11 protein-coding genes are annotated in these 15,876 nt (G+C 62.1%); all 11 read right to left on the minus strand.

All coding sequences use genetic code 11. The features are described from left to right. Positions 1-5: 5 nt before the first annotated feature. Positions 6-2,042 carry a type VI secretion system Vgr family protein gene (locus ACYZTY_RS28025; RefSeq protein ID WP_461956329.1) on the minus strand — a complete coding sequence of 679 codons (2,037 nt, stop codon included), beginning with the start codon at positions 2,040-2,042 and terminating at the stop codon, positions 6-8. A 28-nt stretch (positions 2,043-2,070) separates the two neighbouring features. Next, entirely contained in the window at positions 2,071-3,072 is a 1,002-nt protein-coding gene (locus ACYZTY_RS28030; protein ID WP_461956330.1) for a serine/threonine-protein kinase, read from the minus strand. Further along, on the minus strand, positions 3,069-3,797 hold the full coding sequence (locus ACYZTY_RS28035; protein WP_461956331.1) for a PP2C family protein-serine/threonine phosphatase: 729 nt from the start codon (positions 3,795-3,797) through the stop codon (positions 3,069-3,071). The genes ACYZTY_RS28030 and ACYZTY_RS28035 overlap by 4 nt, the downstream gene beginning before the upstream one ends. Beyond that, complete coding sequence (gene tssM / locus ACYZTY_RS28040; RefSeq protein ID WP_461956332.1) at positions 3,797-7,336, minus strand: type VI secretion system membrane subunit TssM; 3,540 nt, start codon at positions 7,334-7,336, stop codon at positions 3,797-3,799. Before tssM ends, ACYZTY_RS28035 begins: the two co-directional genes overlap by 1 nt. A 13-nt stretch (positions 7,337-7,349) precedes the next feature. Beyond that, positions 7,350-8,225, minus strand: coding sequence for a type IVB secretion system protein IcmH/DotU (icmH, locus tag ACYZTY_RS28045; RefSeq protein ID WP_010465262.1), 876 nt, complete (start codon positions 8,223-8,225; stop codon positions 7,350-7,352). Positions 8,226-8,230: 5 nt separating this feature from the next. Further along, the gene (tssK, locus tag ACYZTY_RS28050; protein ID WP_461956333.1) at positions 8,231-9,562 is read right to left on the minus strand and encodes a type VI secretion system baseplate subunit TssK; all 1,332 of its coding nucleotides are present in this window, start codon (positions 9,560-9,562) and stop codon (positions 8,231-8,233) included. Positions 9,563-9,564: 2 nt separating this feature from the next. Continuing rightward, on the minus strand, positions 9,565-10,065 hold the full coding sequence (gene tssJ, locus ACYZTY_RS28055; protein WP_461956334.1) for a type VI secretion system lipoprotein TssJ: 501 nt from the start codon (positions 10,063-10,065) through the stop codon (positions 9,565-9,567). Positions 10,066-10,070: 5 nt separating this feature from the next. Next, positions 10,071-11,267, minus strand: coding sequence for a type VI secretion system-associated FHA domain protein TagH (gene tagH / locus ACYZTY_RS28060; RefSeq protein WP_461956335.1), 1,197 nt, complete (start codon positions 11,265-11,267; stop codon positions 10,071-10,073). A gap of 17 nt (positions 11,268-11,284) precedes the next feature. Continuing rightward, complete coding sequence (locus ACYZTY_RS28065) at positions 11,285-11,425, minus strand: type VI secretion protein (RefSeq protein ID WP_092276060.1); 141 nt, start codon at positions 11,423-11,425, stop codon at positions 11,285-11,287. A gap of 270 nt (positions 11,426-11,695) precedes the next feature. Next, positions 11,696-13,213 carry a sigma-54 interaction domain-containing protein gene (locus ACYZTY_RS28070; protein WP_461956336.1) on the minus strand — a complete coding sequence of 506 codons (1,518 nt, stop codon included), beginning with the start codon at positions 13,211-13,213 and terminating at the stop codon, positions 11,696-11,698. A gap of 10 nt (positions 13,214-13,223) precedes the next feature. Then, the gene (gene tssH, locus ACYZTY_RS28075; protein WP_461956337.1) at positions 13,224-15,872 is read right to left on the minus strand and encodes a type VI secretion system ATPase TssH; all 2,649 of its coding nucleotides are present in this window, start codon (positions 15,870-15,872) and stop codon (positions 13,224-13,226) included. Positions 15,873-15,876 lie beyond the last annotated feature (4 nt).

Here is a 15,876-nt window from a genome sequence, read left to right on the forward strand (position 1 = left end):
ACTCATCACTCAGAAAACACAAAAAAAGCCTTCGGCTTAACCTTCTCCGGCACCCCATTCCCCAACGCCTGATCCATCAAACTCCCCGCCTTATCCTTATCCGCCGCCCCCGGCAGCACCGGCGGCTTAATCCCAATCCCTGTCCCATTCCCAGCCGAACCACCCGCATTAATCTTCACCACCGGCCCAACAACCGTCACCCCACCGGCATCCAGCTTGATAAAGCTCCCACCCCCCAAAATGGTCAGTTCGCTGCCAGCCTCAATAACAATCTTCGCCCCAGCCTTCAGATGTATCTCTTTCCCAACACTCGTCAGCTGCGCAGTCCCCAACTTCACATGCTGGTTCTGCCCAATCGTCAGGTGATCATCCAGCCGCGTTTCAACCTTGCGGTCAGCAATCGTGGTGCGATGCTCTTCAGCCTTGAGCTCGGTGTAGGTGTTCTTAACCACCGTGTCATGCCGTTCATTCCCGACACGAATCTTCTGATCATGCTCAATGTTTTCATCCCAATCCCGCTGGGCATGAATGAAGATCTGCTCCGCACCCTTCTTGTCTTCAATCCGCAGTTCATTAAACCCACCGCCCCCCGGGGAGCTGAGGGTTTTGAACACGGTGCGAGTCTTGTTCGCCGGCAACTCGTAGGGAACCTGGTTTTCCTTGTGATACAGGCACCCCGTCACCAACGGCTGATCGGGATCCCCTTCGAGGAAGGTGACGAGCACTTCCATGCCAATACGCGGAATGACAATCGCGCCATACCGATCCCCTGCCCAACTCGAAGACACGCGCATCCAGCAGCTGGTTTTGTCATCCGCCAAGCCTTCGCGGTCCCAGTGGAATTGCACTTTGATGCGGCCGTATTGGTCGCAGTGAATCTCTTCGCCTTTAGGCCCGGTGACCATGGCGGTCTGGCTGCCGAGGACGCGGGGTTTTGGGTGTTGCAGCGCTGGGCGATAGAACACTGCCCATGGGGTGGCGAGGAAGCGGTTGCGGTAGCCCTGGTGGAAGTCGTCCTTGTTGTCGGTGGTGTCGCTGGTCACCGATTCTTCGAGGACTTGCGGCTGTTTGCCTTCGTGGACGATTTCGGTGAGCAGCCAGAGGTCGTTCCACTCGGTGCGCGGGTGATCGGACATTTCCAGGAAGTGGCCGCTGATCAGTTTGGTCTGGTCGCCGTGGCCTTCGGCTTGCTGGTAGTCGGCGCGGTGGCGTTCGAGGGCGCGTTGGCTGAGGAATTTGCCACGCGCGCGGTCGAGGAAGCGGCCGGGGTAGTCGTAATCTTCCAGATCCGGTTCGGTGCTTTCGCCGTCGGGCTTGTAGGCGGCTTCGAGTTGCAGGCGCGGTTTTTCGAAGTCGTAGTCGCGGCGGGTGACGCGGCCGGTGCGGGTTTCGAGGCGCAGTTTGAAGCCTTTGATCACCGGCTCGTCGGCGACCATGCCGCTGCCTTGCACGTACGCCGTTGGCTGGCCGAGTTTCGGGAACACAGTCTGGTCGTCGCCGAACACCAGCAGGTGACCTTTCTCGCTGTGCTGGAAGTGGTAGTGAATGCCTTCCTCTTCGCACAGGCGCTGGACGAAGTGCAGGTCGGTTTCGTCGTACTGCACACAGTAGTCGCGGTCCGGGCAGGGCTGGCTGAGCTGGAAGCGGTAAGCATTGCCCTTGATGCCGTGCTCGTCGAGGATCAGCGCGATGATTTTCGGTGCGGACATTTGCTGGTAGATGCGCTGGTTGGTGCGGTGATGCAGGTATTGCAGTTGCGGCACCAGGGAGACTTTGTAGCGGGTCAGGCGCTTGCCGGCATCGCCTTGGGCGACGCGGTAGATCTGGCCGTGGATGCCGGAGCCTTGCGGATCGAACGCCAGGAACGCCTGTTTGTGCAGGAGTTTTTCCAGGTCCAGATCGGGGTTTTCGCTGACCAGTTCGAGGTCGAAGCGATACGGCTGGCTGATGCCTTCGGTGCCGGTGAACGACAGCACTTGCAGGTCGCCGACGTAGTCTTCGACAGTCAGGCTGAAATGCGTTTCGTTAGACGGGTTAAACATTGCTTGCTCCCTGTTCGGTAGTCATCCGTTACGCCCGCAGTCGCAGGCGTTGCAGCAAAGACGAAGTGGCGCCCAGGGCGTCACGCAATTGGGCGGCGGTGATGGTGCGCTCGGCCGCATCGAAAGCCAGCGCCGTTCGCAGCGCTGGCCAGCAGTGTTTCGGTAGATTCCGTGGAGCGTGGAGCTCGCGGTCGAGGTGCGCGTCGCGGGCCTCGATCGACGATAAGCGGCGGAAAGGATGTTTGCCGCCCGCCAGTTCGTAGAGCACGCAGGCCACGCCGTATACGTCGGCACTGGCCGACAGTGGTTGGCCTTCGAGCAATTCCGCGGCGGCGTAGCCCGGGGTCCAGGCGTTGAAGCGGTCGCGGCTCAAGTGTGGCAGGCCGGGCAAGATGCCTTCTTCGGCCTGACCCAGACCGAAGTCGAACAGGCGCACGCCCTCTTCGCTGAGCATCACGTTGCTCGGCTTAATGTCACCGTGCAGCACGCCGCGCGCGTGGGCGTAGGCCAGCGCGTCGAGCAGCGGCAGCGCGATGTCGCGCAGTTCTTTCCACGGCAGGCCCAGTGGGCGCTCGCAGAGTAATTTGTCCAGGGTCAGCCCACGCATGAGCTCCATGGTGATGAAGGCGCGCTGGCAGTCGGTGTCCACTTCAAAGGTGTGCGGTCGCAACACGTTGTCGTGGCGCAGTCGTCGGGTCAGGGCGAACTCGCTGTAGAGCAAGGCGCTGGCGTCCGGCGATTCGGCAAATTCTTCGCTGAGGATTTTCAGCGCGATGTAAGGGTCGGGATCGCCGAACTGTTCGCTCAGCAAGTCCCGTGCGCGGTAAACCGCGCCCATGCCGCCGGCACCGAGCAGGCGCTCGATGCGGTAACGGCCTGCAAGCACGTCGGGCATTTCGCCGACGCTGGCCTTGGTTGGCGCCAGCGCCGGCTCAGCTTTGTGAGACTTGGCGAACGCAAAGTAAGTCAGGTTATTGGCTTCCTCGTCGGTCACCAGCAGGTCGTCGAGCGGCGGCATGAGTTGGGTCATTGTCGGATCACCACGGCAGTCAGGTTGTCCCGGGCCGAGCCACGCAAGGCGCCGTCGAACAGACGCTCCAGCGCAACGTGCGGCGCGGTCAGGCTCAGGGCGTTGCCCAAGACATCGCTGCTGAGCCCTTGGTACAAACCGTCGCTGCACAACAGAAACGTATCGCCGGGGTAAACCTCGAGTTCGAGCACGTCCAGCGTCAGCACATCGGCTGCCCCGACCGCACGGGTCAGGGCATGGGCCGAAGGATGCGCACGGGCGTCTTCGATGCTCATGTTTTGCTCGTCGATCAGTTGCTGTTGCAGCGAATGGTCCTTGGACAGCTGATACAAACGCTGGCCACGCCACAGGTAGCAACGGCTGTCGCCGGCCCAGATACAGGCCGCGCGATTGCCTTCCACCAGCAGCGCCACCACGGTGCTGCCCATGATGCTGTCGTGGCGCCCGGCGGTGACGGTCAACTCCTGGCCCAGGCGGCGATTCAACCAGTGCAGGCACTGACGAATGCCTTTGAGTCGTTCGTCGAAGTCGTCTTGCACCGGCAATTCCGCCAGGCTGGCGACGATCAACTGGCTGGCGATGTCGCCACCCTGATGACCGCCCATGCCATCCGCGACCACCCACAGCCCCTGCTGTGGGCAGTCGAGAAAAGCATCTTCGTTGCGCGCCCGAACCTTGCCGGCGTCGGTACGCGCAGCGCTGCGCCAGGGACTGGCAACCAGCATCAGAGCTGCACCGGCATACGGAAGGTACGCAGCACGCCCATGTCGAACGGGTTCGGTGTGCGCTGGCTGCTGAGCAGGTAATTGGCGCGCAGGCCACCCACGTCAGCTTTCAGCACCAGCACGTCGCGACCGCTCAGGTACTCGGTCTGCATCAGGTCGAACAGACGGAACAGCGACCATGGGCCGGTGTTCTTCTCGATGCCTATCGGGCGACCGGCCATTTTGTCGAGGACCAGGCTGGTGCGACCGTCTTCAGCGTCGGTCGGCCATTTGAACGACACCGGCACGATCGGACCGTGACGGTATTCGATGGTCTTGTCGCCAAACTTGAACTCGGAACGACTGACGGCCGGGTCGAGGGTGTACGGCTCCAGTTTGAACTGCACTTGCGGCTCGGCCGGGTTGACCGAGAAGAAGCTCTGGCGAATCACTTGCGCCGCGGCCATCTGGTCGAGGTAGACCTTGGAGATCGGCATGCTGTGACCGTCAATGCTGCGCAGGCGGTAGTTGCCTGGATCGCCAACGACGAACGGACGCATGTAGGTCTCGAAGAAGCGATCGTTGATGCCCTGTGCCTTGAAGAACTCGCGGAAGTCGCTGATCGCGACGTCGCTGGTGCTGTGGGCGCTGAACGGGTAACGCTTGTTGATCGCCTTGCCATAGAAGCTGTACAGCTCGCTCTGATAACGCTGGTTCAGGTACTGGTAGGAATCGTTCAGCACCAGACGCCAGGTATCTTCGGCCAACACGTTGAACCACACGCTGACCGGACGCGGCAGGCGATTCGACGCATTGCGCAGGGCGCTCAGCGCATCACGCTGGCCGCTCATGCGGGTCTTGGCCATTTCGAATGCGGCCTGATCCGGGGAACTGGCACGCGCCAGGCTCGCCAGTTGCAGTTGCAGGTCGTTGAGCGCTGCGAGTGCCGGGGTCAAATCAGCGGCCGGGCCGTTGTTGTCATCCAGCAAACGGTGCAGCGGTTCGAAGCGACGTTGCAGGGATTTTTTCGCGGTGTCCGGCAGGTTTTTCATCGCCGCCATGTCCGAGGCCTGATCAGCTGCGGCAGACGCCAGTTTGCCCAGCTTGCCCAACTTGCCTTTCTGCTCACCCAGCGCTGCAGCGGCATCGGCCGCTTGATCAACCGGCTCGGCTTCTGCCGGGAACCGGGTGTTCTCGCGCACTTCCACCAGCAGTTGCAGCACTGGGGAATTGGCGGAAGTCAGGCCCGCCAGTTGCTCGGCGCCCTCGCCCGCATCGTTGATCGGTGGCAACGCAACCTGACCGACCGCTTCGCTCCAGAAGTTGGCGTAGTCGCGGAAGTACAGTTGCTCCAGTTCGACCATCAAGCGGCGCAAGTCCATGCCGCTGATGCCCGCGCCTTCGCCCAACACCCAGTTGTCACGCAGGATGTCGGTGACCAGCGCACTGCCCTGAACCGAGAAATACTGCTGATAACCCTGCTGGGTGTAGAAGCCGGGAATCACGTAATCGGCGCCGACAAACAGCGAAGCCTGCGGGCCGATGTGTTGGCTCAAGCGGTATTCCGGCAGGTTGCGGGCCTGCTCGCGCAGCATCCGGTAAACCACGTTGGCCAGCGATTCGCTGCGCAGCACCTGACGCGCTTGCGCCACCAGTTGATCGTTCAGCGGGTAAATAAACGGCTGCTTGAGCAAACGCTCGAAGTGCGTGTTCAAACCGTTCTGCACCGCCGTATTGCCGGCGTAACGCTGGGACCAGTCAGTGGCGACCCAATCCTTGAGCCACGCCGCATCGCGACGATCCTTCATGTTCAACATCAGGTACGCACGCAGGCTGTTGAGCAGGCGTTCGCGGTCCTTCATGTTGGCGCGGATCTGCCCTTCCAGCAGCGTCGCGACCTTCGGCAGCAATTGCGCTTCGAGCTCACGCTCGTACGCTGCCTTGACCACCGGATTGACCTCTTCACCCTGGTACAGGCCGCCACGTTCGTGGTACGACACGTCACCTTTTTTCGGGAAAACCTGGGTCGCCGCGTAGCTGGTGTCGAGGGTCTTGAGCACCGCCATGGAATCATCACGGGCGGTCAGCGCCGAGCGTTGCTGGGTCCAGTTGGTGGCCAGGTTACGCAGGTTTTCCAGCCGCTCGTAGTTGGCGGAGAAACCGCCGGCCCACAGCATGCCGAACAGCGCCAGTGCCGCCAGTGCCCCCACGTACAGCGCACGTTGGCCCCAATGGATGCGGCTGCGTTCGCGCTTGTCCAGACCGGCCAGGTCGGCCTCGGGGAAAATCACCCGGCTGAGCAAATGGTGAATGAACCGCGAACGGCCACTGCGCAAGGTCGGCAGCATGCCGGCACTCATGCCCAGACTGGCGCCGATGCCGGCGGTGGTCTGGTCCATCTCTTGAGTCAAATGCGGTGCGCTGGTCAGGTAGAAACCGCGCAACTGGCTGACACGCTGGTAGCGGTTGCCGGTGAACGCCATGTCGACGAACAGGCACAGGCGCTCGCCGATCTGCCCCAGTTGATGCGGGAAGTCGAGGATGCGACCACGGCGCTGGGTGTCTCGCTCCTGGTGCATGCGCATGATGACCTGGCTGTTCAGGCGACGCAGCAGCTCTTCGAACTCGGCGCGCAGCACGGCGACGTCGGTGCCGCTCTGGTCTTTGCGGAAGCTGGTACCGAGCACCTGATCGCTTTCTTCGCGGGTCAGTTGATCGAAGAATTCGTCGAAACCGAGCAACTGGTCAGCCTTGCTCAGCACAAGATAAATCGGCACATCGACGTGCAGTTTCTGATGGACGTCTTGCAGACGCGCGCGCACCTGGCGAGCCAGGGTGTCGAGGTCTTGCTCGTTGTTGCCCAGCAGCAACTCAACCGGGATGGTCACCAGCACACCGTTCAATGGACGGTTGCGGCGACGCTTGCGCAGCAGGTCGAGCAAGGTGCTCCAGGCGCTGCCATCGACTTCGGCATCCGGCTGGGTCAAGTAACGCCCGGCGGTGTCGATCAGCACACCGTGGTCGGCGAAATACCAGTCGCAATGACGGGTGCCGAGGGTGTCACGGGTCAGCTTGCGGTCGATCTTGTTGATCGGAAACTCAAGGCCCGAGAAGTCCAGCAGGCTGGTTTTGCCGCTGCCCTGCGGGCCGATCAGCAAGTACCACGGCAAGTCACTGCGCCAGCGTTCGCTGCGACCGCGATACAGGCTCGAGGTCTTCAGGGTTTTCAACGCATCCTTGAAACGTACGCGAAGTTCTTTCTGCTCTTCGTCGATCAGCTCGTCACGGCGGATGCGGTCCTGGCCGTCTTCGGTGTCTTCGACGGCTTTTTTACGCACGCCCGCGCGCCAGCTGACGAAGACCATGGTCAGGCCCCAGATCAGGAACAGCACACTGATGGTCAGCAGGCGGGAGGTCGAACCTTCCCAGAACTTGTAGTCATCAACGGCCAGCAGCGGCCCGACAAACCACACCAGCAGTGCGACAAACAGCACCACCAGCAAGGTCCAGACCCAGGTCTTGCGCAAGAATGCGCCGACTTTCTTGAAAAACTTTTTCATCACACGTCCCTGTTTACGGCTGCGACTGCGGCTGGACCGCGGCCGGATCTAGCTGCTGAAAAGGTTGCAGAACGGTTTCGCGTTGCTCGCCCAAGACCCAGGCGAAACCCGAATACATCACCACCAGGCAGACCACGGTGAACAGCACCACCATCCACGCCGGCACGATGCGCACCAGGCTGCGGCGCTGATCGTTCAAGCCTTCCCAATGCGGCGAAAGCTCGCGTGGCACGTCACCGCGCAACTGACGAATCTGGCGATACAAGGCGTCGCGGATGCCTTCGAGTTCGAGCATGCCGCGCGCTTGTACGCGGTACTTGCCTTCAAAACCGAGGGACAGGCACAGGTACATCAGCTCCAGCATCGGCAGATGCTTGACCGGGTTTTTCGACAGGCGATCCAGTAGCTGGAAGAACTTCTCGCCACCGAAGGTTTCGTTGTGGAAGCTGCTGAGCAGGCTCATCTGCGACCACTCGCTTTCGTTGCCCCACGGCGTGGTCACGACGGCTTCGTCGACCACGGTGCAGAGCACGTAACGCGCGGCCATCACCTGGCTGCTTTCGGCGCCGTTGTGCAGCGCCCGCACTTCAAACAGTTTCAGCCCGGCGGTCAGTCGCTCGTTGAGCGCGTACATGTCTTCGCGGGTGTCGCTGTGCTTGAGCCGCACCACTTCCGACAGCAGATCGGACGCGGCGGCCACCAGCGAATTGAGGCTGATATTGAAGGATTCCGCCGGGCGCAAACGCGCGGCGTAAATCATCCGTTCTTCGAGCTGTTCGAAACGCGGCGGTGCGGCGAAATCTGTCAGCGGACTCGAAGCAGGGCCGTGGCCCTGGCGGTCGAGCAGGACGGTTTTATCGTCCTGGTTATGTTCCATGTCCTTGATCATGTCGGTCAGTTCCTGATGGCCCAGAATTTCAGTTCAAGCTCGGCAAATTCGCCGGACACGTGGAACGCGAAGCCGCCGGAGCGCTCGAGTTGTGCCAGGTCTTCGGAACTGAGTTCGAGAATGAAATAGGTTTTGTTGGAGTGGAACGCGATCTGCCGCGGGGCCACCGGCAACGGTTTGACCTTGATGCCCGGCAGATGCAGGTTGACCAGTTGGCGGATGCGCTCCACCGGGCCGACCTTGAGGTGCGCCGGCAAGCGGTGGCGCAGTTCTTCGGAATCGCAGTTGGCACTGGCCGCAAGCACGAACGACGCCGAGCCCAGCAGTTTGTGGTCGTGCAACGGCGAGACGATGATCCCGTACTGACGCGCTTGCAGGACCAGTTCGATGGCGTGCTGTTCGAGCACCATCGACAGCACCTGACGAATCGCTTCCATCAGTTTGCGGAAGCTCGCGCCCTGGTCGCTGTGCTGGTAACGGCTGTCCAGACGCGGGCGTTTGCTGTCGCTGGAGAACGTCGCCAGATCACCGAGCATGGTCAGCAGCGTGCGGTACAACTCTTCCGGGTGAACCTGCTCCAGGCCGAGGTAGTGACGCAGCAGCAGTTCGGTGCGGTTGATCAGTTGCAGCATCATGAAGTCGCCGACTTCCGCGCCACCGACCTTGCCGTTGGAACGGATACGGTCGGCGATGGTGTCGCCACGGTGGCCGAGCATGCTGATCACTTCTTTCAGGCACGACAGCAAGTAGCTGGACGAATGCGCCTGAATGTAGGTCGGCACGAAGTCCGGATCGAGGCTGATCACGCCGTCAGGCGTGGTGTCGAGCACGTCGCAGATTTTCAGCTTCACGTAGGCCTGGTCGCTCTGCTGCTCGCCGAGCAACAGTTTGAAGTCCGGGCGGCCGCAGCTGACCTGGCTGGCGGAGTCGTCGCCGGCGTTGGAGTCGGCCACTTCCGCTTCGTACGCGGTGAAACGTGCCAGCACATCGGATTGCTCCGGGCGACGGGCCTCGATGTGGTTGCCGGTAACCAGCGGCAGCGCCAGGTAAATCGGTGTGTTGCCGGTGTTAGGCGGCACGTCGAGCGCCAGCGGTTCGGTGTTGCCACCGAGTTCGAACAGGCTGCCGTCCGGCAGAATCCCCGAGGCCTGGCTGATCACCAGTTTGCCCATGTTGAGGAACTGCAAGTCGATGTCCAGGTTCAGGAAGCCCCAGGTGTAGCTGCCCAGCAACTGAGTGCGGGTCTTCATCTGGTGGTCGTAATAGCGGTCGTTATGCTGGAAGTGCTGCGGACGCAGCAGCATGCCTTCCTGCCAAATGACTTTATGGGAATTCATGTTCAGTCATCCGCCTTGGCGAGCGTTTCGTTGCTGTTGCGAATGCCGGCCTGATCGAGGGTCAGGTCTGCGTCGGTGACTTCCACCGGGGTGACTTGCACCGTGTAGCGCCATTTGGTTTCCGGCAGGTCACGGTAGGCGGCGAGGATGCCGACGTAGCGGCTGCCCTCCTCCACGCTGAGCTTGAGTTCGATGGTTTCACCCGGACGCAGCTCGAGTTCTTCGCTGGCCACCAGGTCCGGGGCCAGGGATTCCTTGGCGCGCTCGTACAGGCTGAAAAAGTCAGCGTTCTCGAAGGTCACCGGGTGCTTGAGCTCGAACAGGCGCACAACGATCGGCGACGGACGCCCGTTGAGGTCCGGGTTCAGCTGATCACTGGCGGTGAGCTTCAGGTTGAGCTTGGTGACGTGGGAATACGGCGACAGCGACGAGCAGCCGGCCAGCAGCACCAGGGCCGCGAACGCCGTCAGCGTCTTGAAAAAAGCGGTCGAGCAGCGAGACATGCGCATCATCCTTGGTGGTCGGTGTGAAGGGTGGAAATCAGACGGATCTGTTCTTCATAGGCCTGAGCGAAGTCGCGGGCCAGCAGGCGTTCGCTCCAGTCATCGTCCTGGCGCAGGGCCTGGTGATAACGGCCGTACGCTCTCCAGCGGCTGCCGGATGTGGCCAGCAACGGCTTGTTGTCGCGCTCGAAACGCAGGGTCAGTTGCTGTGGCGAGAAGTGCTCCAGCGTGCCGCGAACGGCGGCGCGGCTGGCGGTCAGCAAGGCCACCTGGTGCGCTTGCAAATCACGGAACGCACGAGAGATCGCCTGCTCGGCCGGCAACTGACCCGGCTTGTTCGGCTGCAACAGAATGCCCAGCGCTTCACCGGCATCGACGGCGAATTTCAGCGGGTTCTTGTGGGTGCCTTGCACGGTGGTCTGGGCCAGACGCAATTCATTTTTCAGTTCGCTACGGGTGCGCAGGCTCTGCTGCAAACCGCCGACGCTCTGCTTGAGCAGGCGCGCCGCGTTCAGTGCCAGGGCTTCGCGGGCGTCGTGGTCGAGGCCTTTGAGGTCCACGCCCAGTGCCGCGCCGAAGTGCTCCCAGAAACCTTCGCTCTGCCGCACGACGGCTTTCGGTGCCGGGGCTGGCTCGGGTTCTGCCGGGGCATTGATCAGCTCCGGAACCATCAGACTTTCCATGTCGATGCGCGCGTAGTCGGCGCGCTGACGGGTGTCTGAGAGGGTGGTGCTCGGGCTGATCAACTCTTCGATTTCCGAGTACACGCGCTCTTGCTGATCGAGGGCGTTCAGCGGATCGAGGTCGAGAAACGCATCATCCGGAATGATGCTGCCCGCCGCTTGCGGACGGCCGACTTCCACGTCGAAGGTCGCCGGGTCGCGCACCAGTCGTGCACGGATCTCGAAATCACCCAGCACGTACACGCTGCCGTGTTCGATGCGCATCGCTTCGCCCTTGCGCAGGCGCGCGCCGCTTTCGCTGTCCTGGATACCGTTGCTGCTGGTATCGGTCAGGAAAAACGTGCCTTCGCGGTAGCTGATCACCGCGTGGTGGTTGGACAGATGACGCTTGCGATCAGGAATGATCCAGTCGCAATCCTCGCCCCGGCCAATCACGCCACCGGCCTGCTTGAAGGTCTTCTGGCACAAATCCGTGGGCACGAACTGCTTGGTGTTCAGCATTTCGAAAACCAGTTCCATGGTGATACTCCTTGCGGTCACTTGCCGCGATTGACCGCCTGCGGATCACCCAATGGGCGATAGGTGTTGTCGTTGAATTTGTAATTGCCGCTGCAACCGCCGAGGCCGCATAGAACGACGAGGGTCAGCAGGACGGCTTGCCAGTGACGAACAGGCATCAGAGGGTCTCCATGGGTAGACAAAGCACAAAGCGCCGACCCGGTTGGGCGGCGCTATCGAAATTGATTGGGCTGAAGTAGAGCGCTCTAGCCTGGGGCCTTGACGCAACCCCCTGTGGAGAGGGAGCTTGCTCCCGCTGGGCTGCGAAGCTGCCCCAAAACCGGCTGTCCGGTTTACTCAGGCGGACCTTGTTGGCTGGATTACGACTGCTGCGCAGCCGAGCGGGAGCAAGCTCCCTCGCCACAGGTCGTGCGTGGCTCAACATTGGATTAACCATCGAAATCACCCAGGTTGATATTCAAACGCCCAAGGCGATAAAGCAGCGTGCGCCGTGGCAGGCCGAGTTCGCGGGCGGCGAGGGTCTGGTTGCCGTCGTTTTTGCGCAGGCAATCGAGCAGCAGGCTGCGTTCGACCTGCTCCAGGCGTTCGCGCAGGTTCAGGCTGTTGTCTTCCGGCATGGCTTCCATGCGCAGGGAGAAATGCTCGGCCAGCAACTCGCCGCCCTCGCACAGCAGCACCGCACGTTCGACCAGGCCTTTGAGTTCACGCACGTTGCCGGGGAAGGCATAACCGGACAGGTGATCGAGCGCCGCATCGGACCAACGCACCGCGTCCCGTTGCAAGAACGAGCACGCCTTATCGGCGAAGTGCCGGGCCAGGTCGAGGATGTCGCCTTCGCGCTGACGCAAGGCCGGCAACTCGATCGGGAATTGCGCGAGGCGGTAGTACAAGTCCTCGCGGAATTTGCCTTCGCTGACCAGCACCGACAAATCCCGGTGCGTCGCGGCGATGATGCGCACGTCGATCTTGTGGGTATCGTTGGAACCCAGCGGCCGAATCTCGCCTTCCTGCAACACGCGTAGCAACTTGGCTTGCAGGGACAACGGCATGTCGCCGATTTCATCGAGCAACAAGGTGCCGCCATTGGCCGCGTCGAACAGCCCGGCACGGTCGCGATCCGCGCCAGTGAACGCGCCTTTGCGGTAGCCGAACAGCTCGCTTTCCAGCAGGTTCTCGGGGAATGCCGCGCAGTTCTGCACGATGAACGCCTGGGAACGGCGCGGGCCGCAGTCGTGAATGGCGCGTGCGACCACTTCCTTACCGGTGCCGGTTTCGCCGCGCAGCAGCACGGTGTACGGGCTGTGCAGGACTTTGCTGATCAGCGAATTGGTCTCGCGCATGGCCTTGCTCTTGCCGATCAGGCCGTAACCGCTGGCGCTTGGGACACTGACCTTCATCGGTCGTACGTCACCGCTCGGCTGACGCAAACGCTGCAGTAAATGCAGTTGGCCGAGTACAAACGAACCCAGCTGCCCAAGGGATTCGGCGAAGCCTTGCAGGTCGATGTGCCGGCGACTGGCGCACAGCAGCAAGCCTTCAACGGCTTTCTGCTGATTGACCAGCGGCACGCACAACAGCGACTGCCAAGGCGTGGCCTGCGGTGGCAGGAAACTGGTTTCGTGCAGGCTGCCGCTCAACTCGCTGAGGCTCACCACGCGGTTCTGGCACAGGGCGAATTGCAGCAGTTGCTCACCGTTGTAATCCGCCGGCAGGCTCGCTGCTTCCCGGGGTTGCAGAATGCCGTTGAGGCACTCGGCATTCATCCCCAGGCAGGTGTGAGTCGCGTCCAGCAGGTACAGCTGAGTCAATTCGCAACCACTGAGCTCGGCCAACCCGCGCACGAAGTCACCCAGCAGCGCAGCACCGTCCGCCGCGCGCGACAGGCTGGCGAACTGCGCCAGCAAGGCTTCGGCATAGACCAGCGGTTGCGGCACTTGAGTGAACATCACACCCACCTCAGGCGAACTCGCAAGTCACACTGGCGCCGCCGTCGAGCGTCGCGTGAACCCGCTTGAGGTTTTCACCGGTGGCCATCGCGTCGAGCAAGCGGTCGGCCACCAGCGGCAGCACGTGCAGGTCGAGCAAGTGGTCGATCAGACGCGCGCCGCTGTCGCTTTGGGTGCAACGTTCGGCCAAGTGGTCGACGAGGTCCTGGGAGTAAGTGAAGTCCAGCTGACGACGGTTCAGACGCTCGCCCAGACGACCGAGTTTGATCTCGATCAGCTCGCGCAGCACCGGGCCACCGACCGGGTAGTAAGGCACGACGCGCATCCGCGCCAGCAGTGCCGGCTTGAAGTGTTTGCTCAACACCGGGCGAATGGTTTCTTCTAGGACTTCGGCCGATGGGCGTGCGCCGTTTTCGCAGAGTTCGCTGATGCGGTCGCTGCCCAGGTTCGAGGTCATCAGGATCAACGTGTTGCGGAAGTCGATCTCGCGCCCTTCGCCGTCGTTGGCCACGCCTTTGTCGAAGATTTGGTAGAACAGGTTCAGCACGTCCGGGTCGGCTTTTTCGACTTCATCGAGCAACACGACCGAGTACGGCTTCTGGCGTACGGCTTCGGTGAGCATGCCGCCCTCGCCGTAACCCACGTAGCCCGGCGGCGCACCGATCAGGCGCGAGACGGTGTGCTTCTCCTGGAACTCGGACATGTTGATGGTGGTGATAAAACGATCACCGCCGTACAGCAGGTCAGCGAGGGCCAGTGCGGTCTCGGTCTTGCCGACGCCACTCGGGCCGACCAGCAGGAACACGCCCACGGGAGCATCCGGTTTGTTGAGGCCGGCAGCGGTGGCGCGCATCGAGCGGTCCAACGCGTGAACGGCTTGTTCCTGACCACGGATGCGGGTGCGCAGGTCGGTGGCGAAGCTGGCGACCTTGGCATTGTGTTCGCGGGCCAGTTGCGCCAAGGGCACGCCGGTCCAGGCGCTGATCACTTCGGCGACCAGACGCGGGCACACTTCGAAGCTCACCAGACGTTCTTTGACCTGAAGCTCGGTCAGCGCTTTGTGAGTGTCGTTGAGCGCGGCTTCCAGAGTTTCGACGCTGTGCGCTTCATCCACCGGCAGCGTTGCGATCACGGTGCCTTCGGCATCTTCTTCAACCGTGATGGTCGGCTCGACGGCAGCGGCTTCGCGAGCCTTGGCCAGTTGCTGACGCAGGTCCAGCAGGCGTTCAGCCAGTTCTTTCTGCTCGGTCCACAGGGTTTCCAGCGCGCCCCTTTCGTCTTCGGCGGCGGCCAGGCGATCTTCCAAAGCGTCCAGCGCTTCGTGATCGATCAGCAAACCGGCTTCGGCATCACGGCGCAGGGCCTGACGCTGACGGCCGCCTTCAGCCAGTTCGCCACGCAGGCGCTCAAGGCTTTCCGGAGCGGCGGCGAGGCTGATGCGCACGCGGGCGCAGGCAGTGTCGAGGACGTCGACCGCTTTGTCCGGCAACTGACGGCCAGCGAGGTAACGCGCAGACAGTTCGGCCGCGGCGACCACGGCGTCATCGCGCAGGTAGATGCCGTGGCTCTTCTCGTAAACCTGAGCCAGGCCACGGAGGATGGTCACCGCTTCGCTGACGGTCGGTTCGTGCAGTTGCACCGGCTGGAAGCGACGGGCCAGGGCCGGGTCTTTTTCGAAGTATTTTTTGTACTCCGCCCAGGTGGTGGCGGCGATGGTGCGCAACTCGCCACGGGCCAGGGCTGGCTTGAGCAGGTTGGCTGCGTCGGAACCGCCGGCATTGCCGCCCGCACCGATCAGCGTGTGCGCTTCGTCGATGAACAGGATGATCGGTTTCGGCGAGGCTTTGACTTCGTCGATCACGCCTTTGAGGCGACGTTCGAATTCACCTTTGACGCTGGCGCCGGCCTGCAACAGGCCCATGTCCAGAGACAGCAGCTCGACGCCTTTCAAGACTTGCGGCACCTCACCGGCGGCGATGCGCGAGGCCAGACCTTCGACGATCGCAGTCTTACCGACGCCGGCTTCACCGACCACAATCGGGTTGTTTTTACGGCGACGGGCGAGGATGTCGACCATCTGACGGATCGCGCCATCGCGGCACAGCACCGGGTCGAGTTTGCCGTCGCGAGCCTGTTGAGTGAGGTTATGCGTGAAGCGCTGCAGCAGCGATTCACCCGGCACAGCCGGTTTGCCGGTGGCCGGTTGCTCTTTCTGCGACAGGGCGAATTCTTTCAGGCGTTCGATGTTCAGCTTGGCCAGCAACGACTGGTAGCGGCTGCCCGCATAGCGCATCGGGTTGCGCAGCAGCGCGAGGATCAACGCGGCTTGTTCGACCTGGCTCTGGCCCAGTTCAAGGTTGGCCACCAGCAACGCGTCTTGCAGCCACTGCACCAGTTCCGGGGCGAACACCGGGTTGCGCGACGCGCTGTGCTCGACCCGCGATTGCAGCGCGGCGCTCAGTTCACCGGCATCCACTTCGGCGTCTTGCAGCGCGCGTGCGAGCAGGCCTTGCGGGCGCTCCAGCAGGCCGAGCAGCAAGTCTTCGACGAGGATTTTGCTGCCGCCACGGGCGACGCAACGCTCGGCAGAACTTTCCAGATCACGACGGGTTTCGGCGTCCAGCGCCTGGATAAGTTGTTGCAGGTCTACGTTGATCATTGGT

It is taken from the genome of Pseudomonas sp. LB1P83, assembly GCF_054897885.1.